The organism is Streptomyces cinereospinus (assembly GCF_042430725.1).
GTDB classification, from domain to species: domain Bacteria; phylum Actinomycetota; class Actinomycetes; order Streptomycetales; family Streptomycetaceae; genus Streptomyces; species Streptomyces cinereospinus.
The window spans coordinates 1-5,130 of record NZ_JBHMCY010000139.1; the positions used below are offsets into that span (position 1 = coordinate 1).

At 69.5% G+C, this 5,130-nt stretch carries 4 protein-coding genes and 1 pseudogene; 1 reads left to right on the forward strand and 4 read right to left on the reverse strand.

The genetic code is table 11. The annotated features are described in order from the left end of the window. Positions 1-177 precede the first annotated feature (177 nt). A complete protein-coding gene (locus tag ACFF45_RS34930) occupies positions 178-384 on the forward strand; it encodes a hypothetical protein (RefSeq protein WP_381351042.1) in 207 nt (68 codons plus the stop codon). A 202-nt stretch (positions 385-586) separates the two neighbouring features. Here ACFF45_RS34930 and ACFF45_RS34935 read toward each other — a convergent pair whose 3' ends face one another. From ACFF45_RS34935 to ACFF45_RS34950, 4 genes and pseudogenes are all read right to left on the reverse strand, one after another. Beyond that, entirely contained in the window at positions 587-1,807 is a 1,221-nt protein-coding gene (locus ACFF45_RS34935) for an acyl-CoA dehydrogenase family protein (protein ID WP_381351043.1), read from the reverse strand. Between the two features lie 95 nt (positions 1,808-1,902). Next, positions 1,903-2,424, reverse strand: a complete 522-nt coding sequence (locus ACFF45_RS34940; protein ID WP_381351044.1) for a flavin reductase family protein — start codon at positions 2,422-2,424, stop codon at positions 1,903-1,905. Between the two features lie 919 nt (positions 2,425-3,343). Further along, positions 3,344-4,033, reverse strand: coding sequence for a GntR family transcriptional regulator (locus ACFF45_RS34945; RefSeq protein WP_381351045.1), 690 nt, complete (start codon positions 4,031-4,033; stop codon positions 3,344-3,346). Between the two features lie 346 nt (positions 4,034-4,379). After that, positions 4,380-4,954 (reverse strand): annotated as a pseudogene (locus tag ACFF45_RS34950) (NADPH-dependent FMN reductase). Between the last annotated feature and the right edge of the window lie 176 nt (positions 4,955-5,130).

A 5,130-nucleotide genomic window follows, 5' to 3' on the forward strand; every position in this document is an offset into this window, starting at 1 on the left:
CTGGAACACCACGTGGGCGAACTTGGGGGCGGCCATGTCGATCCTCCTTGATCGATGCCGGCGGTGTGCTCCGCCGGTGCGGGTGTCACGGTGGGCGTGGTGCGGCGCCTCTCGTCCCGGAGTCCGGGTACCAGGCGCGGGATGGTTCGGTCGGTGAGGCGCCGGCGCGGCTCGCCGATGCCTTCGATCATGCTGGCCGGTTCGTCCCCGGGGGTGATCCGGCGCGGCGGGATCCGGCCGGGGCGGATACCGGCAAGGGCCGGTGCGGACGACATCGCCGGGCAGCAGCGGGACGATCGCCGACAGGCGGGCACGCAGGCCGGGGCCGCGCGCGGAAGTCATGCCGCAGACGCGGCGCTGCTGCGCCGCCTCGCCGGTGAGTGACAACGCGCTCCAGGTCGTCGGGGTGTACCGGCTCGTCCGGGGTGAACGGGCCGGGACCGTCGAGGCGTGGCCGGGGAACGACCTGCCCGGAGCGCACCTTTCGCGGGGTGGGGGGCACGGCGCGTCCGGACGCTCCGGCGTGCCGGAAGGTGAGCGCCTGGCAACCGGGACAGCAAGCCGGGGTCGAGCCCATCAGGGCCCGCTACACCAGCGGGGTGATCTTTTCGTCGACGTTCAGCAGGGCCTTGCCGTAGACCTCGTAGCTGACGGCGGGCAGGGTGACCGCGTGCCGGGCGGCGACGGCGGAGTCGCGCCAGATGCGCTGCAGCGGGTTGACGTCGGCGAAGCTGGCGGCTCCGTGGGCGAACAGCAGCGCGTCGATGGCCTGGGTCACGTGCTCGATGGCGCGCCCGGTGTCGGCCCGCACCCGGGCCCGGGTCAGTGTGTCGGGGTAGGTGCCCTGGGCCGCGGCCCGTTCGATGTCGTCGGCCGCGCGGTAGGCGTGCAGGTGCGCGGTGTCGATCATCATGGCGGCCTGGGCGATCTGGTTCTGGAACGTCACCGACTCGACCTGGGCGTCGAAGAAGGTGTACGAGATCGGCTTCGCCCCTGCCTTGGCCCGGACGATCTCCAGCGCCGCCCGGCCGAGTCCGAGCTGCGGCCCGGCCAGGACCAGGGCGAGGATCGGCACGAACGCGGAGCGGTAGAAGGGCTCGTCGTCCTGGTTCTCGCTGGGGTAGTCGCCCTCGATGGCGGCGGGGACGGACATCACCCGGTGTTCGGGGACGAACACGTCATCGGCGATGAGGCAGTTGCTGCCACTGCCTTTCATACCGGCGACGAACCAGGTGTCCTCGATCGTCATCTCCGACACCGGGATCAGGACCAGGCTCTGGTCGATGGTCTCACCGGCCTCGTCGGTCAGGGGGACGCCGAGGACCGCCCACGTCGCGTGCAGCGAGCCGGAGTTGTAGTACCAGCGGCCGGTCACGCGCCACCCGCCGTCCACCTTGCGGGTGGTGGAGGTGGGAGCCAGGACGCCGGAGACACGAGCGTCGGGGTCGGCGCCGAAGACGTCGTCCTGTGCCTGCTGCGGGAACAGGCCGGTGAGCCAGGCGCAGATGTTGGTCAGCGTGACCACCCAGGCGGCGGAACCGTCCCCCTCCGCCACGGTCGAGGACACGTCCAGCATGGTCCTGATGCCCGCCTCGTAGCCGCCGTAGCGCTTGGGGACGGCCGTCTTGAACAGGCCGGCCTCGGTGATGGCGTCGATCACCTCCTGTGGCACGCGGCGGTCGGCCTCGGTGCGGGCGGCGTGCTCACGCAGGAGAGGCTGGAGTTCGGCGGCTCGGGCGACCAGAGCGGCTCGTTCCGCCGCGTCCTGCGGCGCGGGAATGAGCTGGGTGGAAGCCATGGCGGTCATGTCGTTCTCCTCGACGGGTGTCCGAGTACGTGCGTGGTGATGTACGGGGGCTGTGACGCGTGGGCCGTGGGACAGCGGGGGCCGTTCCCGATTGATCACCGAGAACAGGCCAGCAGCTGGTCGGTGATGGGACGGCGGGGCCGCTGCGAGAACCGGGAGTGCGTGCCGAAAGCGCGGTATCCGTACACCAGCGGCGGCGCGGTCCGGGTCACCGCGTGCGCGACCGCCCCGAGCAGCAGTACGTGGTCCCCGCCAGGGACGCTCTGGGCAAGGTCGCACACGATCCAGCTCGGCGCGTCCGACAGCCGTGGGAGCCCGTGGTCGAGACTCCACTCCACCTGGGCGAACCGGTTCTCACTGCGGCGGGCGAAACCCATGGCCAGCTCGTCCTGGGCATGGGCGAGTACGTTGATCCCGAAACGGCCGGTCCGCTCGATCCGGGCCAGAAGCTGTGAGGCGCTGTCCAGGGCTACGGTCACCATCGGGGGGCGCAGCGACAGTGACGCGAACGCACTGACCGTGGCACCGTGCGGACGCCCCTCCTCCACCGCGGTCACCACGGTGACCGGAGCGCAGACACCGGCCATCAGATCACGGAATTGCTGGTCATCCACCATGCTCGGCTCCTTGCAAGGGTGGGGACGGCGTGGATGCGAGATCACACGCGGAAAGGACTCACGACTCCGCTGGTGCTGCACGGCCGACGTCCCGACAACTCCGGCTCTGTGCTTGCACCTGGGCGTCCGACCGACCGTGCCGCCTCATAGGTGTCATATGTGATAACAACAAGGGGTGGTACGGAGGGTTTTTTGCCCCTGGGTTCAAGAGGCTTACCCGTGTGACGTAGGGCCCAGCTGCCGTTCTGGCAGCTCAGAGCCCTGTGTCTGTGCGTTCGACCGGCCGTGTCGGGCCTCACTCTAGATCGTCATATGTGATAACAGTAAGAGGGCTCCTCGAAGCGGTTCTGCCCGCGAATCAAGGCGCTCCCCCTTCACTGCGGGGTGCTCTGTCGGCATTGTGGCAGGTCAAGGCGCTGCGCCTGGGGGTGGTTTGTCGAGCCTCGATCGGGTCGCGGCCGAACCCTGGCGTCATATGTGATAACACCGATCGGGCTCCGCGTCCTGAGGAAGTCCACCCTGCGTGCTGTGGGGAGTCCTGACGGGATGGTGGCGCGGGCCTGGCTGACGGAGGTCCGACCGGGTGGTGCGGCGCCGGGTGCGAGCGGCTCCTGCGGACCTCGTTGCCGGTCGCTCAGGGCAGGTCGGGCGGTGTCGGCGTCTGGGGCACGAACCGAACATGCGGCGGCGGGGCGGACCGCGGTGCCATGGGGTGCGTCAGGGCGCCCCGGTGCGAGACCCCCAACAGCTCACCGGTCCAGCGAAGTGATCGGCAAGGCCGTGTGCGGCCACCCCGGTATGCGGCAGCGCCGGACTCGTCCAGCCGGCCGTCGTCCTCTCCTTCGATCCGCCCTGGATCCGGCCGTCCGCTCGCAGCCCCGGCCGAAAGACCACGGTCCACGGCTGGAGTGATGCCACGTCAGTCGGCGACCGCGGCGATGCCTTGCTGGGCGAGCTGCTCGTTGGTGTCGAGGTGGTGCAGGAGCGCCTGAGCGGCGCGACCGGGATCCCGTTCCGCCACCGCCGCCAGGAGCTGGGCGTGTGCCTCTTCCCGGCGCCTGGGCTCGTCCAGGTCGCTGTCGCGCCCGCCGAAGGCGAGGCGCACATAGCGTTCGGTGGCGTGCCAGAGCATGCCCAGCGCGCGAAGGTCCCAATCGGTGGCCGCGGGGCGCAGCAGATCGAGGTGGAACTCGTGATGGGCCTCGTAGATCTCGTCGAGCCCGAGGCTCACGTCGCCGAAGACGGCCAGGTGCTCCCGGAGCCGGGCGTGGTCGGCCTCGGTCAGCAGCAGGCAGGCCCTTCCGACGAGTTCCGGTTCGATCTGCCGGCGGAGACGATAAATGGCGCGCAGGTCGACGCGGCTGAGTGGGGCGACCGTCGCGCTCTTCCCGCGGGGAGTGACGACAAGCCCCTGCCCCTCCAGCCGGTGCAGGGCTTCCCGCACGGGGATGATGCTGACCCCCAGGCGCCCGGCGATCTCGCGCAGGGAGAACTCCTGTCCGGGGCGCAGATCGGCGGCGAGGATCGACCGGCGGATCTCCCTGGTGACCTCTTCGACCAGGGAGCGGGACTGCACGCGGCGTACGCCGCTCGCGCTCACTTCCGCCACAGCGCCCCCTTCGGGTCTGCCTGCCACTTGGCAAAACGTTATCACATATATCAAGCCTCAGCCTCGGGCAAGTCCCAGAGGTTTCGCGTCAGCCCTCGACGGTGACGGTGGTGCTGCCCTTCCTCGCCCCCACGACTCACCTCGGTATCACCCAGGCATGGTCACCCACGTCCGGCATCCGCAGCCCGGCCACCGCCCGTGGCCGCACGGTGTCCCAGGCGGCGGCGCGGGCCGGTGTGGGCGGGGGGAGGAGTCCGTCCTCGACGGGGCTACGGATGCACAGCGATGTGGAAGCGGTGGCACACCGCCCGGGGCCGTCGTGCTCCTGCGGCGTCGTCCGGCCGCGTCACGAGGCGGTGCTGCGCAGTGGGCGCAATGCCTCGGCCACACGCAGGAGTTCCTCCATCATCGCCTTCGCGGATTGGGTCATCACATCGTTGAGCCGCACTTCGCCCTGCTCGGTGATGAACTGCTGCACGAAGGGAGGGAGACGGCCTCGAGCACCGGTGTCATCTTCAGGGCGGTGACGACCTGCTTGATCATTTGTGCTGCCCGGGTGCCGGCGGAGACGCCCCCGTAGCTGACCAGGCCGACCGGTTTGTACTGCCACTCCTGGCTCAGGTAGTCGATGGCGTTCTTGAGTTCCGCGTTGTAGCCGTGGTTGTACTCCGGCATGACGAAGATGAAGGCGTCGGCTTCGGAGACTTTGGCGCTCCAGTCACGTGTGTGCTGGTGGACGTACTGCTTCAGGCGGGGGTGGTGCGGCTCGTTCATGAACGGCAAGCCGAGTACGGCGAGGTCCACCAATTCGACCGCGGCGAACCCGCCGAACGACGCGGCCTCCGCTGCGATCCAGTCGCCGATGAGGTGGCCGATACGGCTCGGACGCGTGCTGGCGACGATGATGTCGACTTTGGTCATAGCTGACACTCCTGCAAGGTCGTTCTCGGTCTCCCGGAGGATGGGAGGTGCGAGTCGGGGCAGCTGGTGCCGCGGCAGGCAACGTTCGCCCCGTCGCGCGAACGTTGCCAGCCGCGGCACTAGGCGCTCATGAGGGTGGCCATGGGGTCGGGCAGGTTCTGGTTCAAAGACCATGC

Bases quoted from the DNA above. Each gene is read 5' to 3' on its own strand.
- ACFF45_RS34935 (WP_381351043.1), bottom strand. From the start codon at position 1,807: ATGACCGCCATGGCTTCCACCCAGCTCATTCCCGCGCCGCAGGACGCG.
- ACFF45_RS34930 (WP_381351042.1), top strand. From the start codon at position 178: ATGCCTTCGATCATGCTGGCCGGTTCGTCCCCGGGGGTGATCCGGCGC.
- ACFF45_RS34940 (WP_381351044.1), bottom strand. From the start codon at position 2,424: ATGGTGGATGACCAGCAATTCCGTGATCTGATGGCCGGTGTCTGCGCT.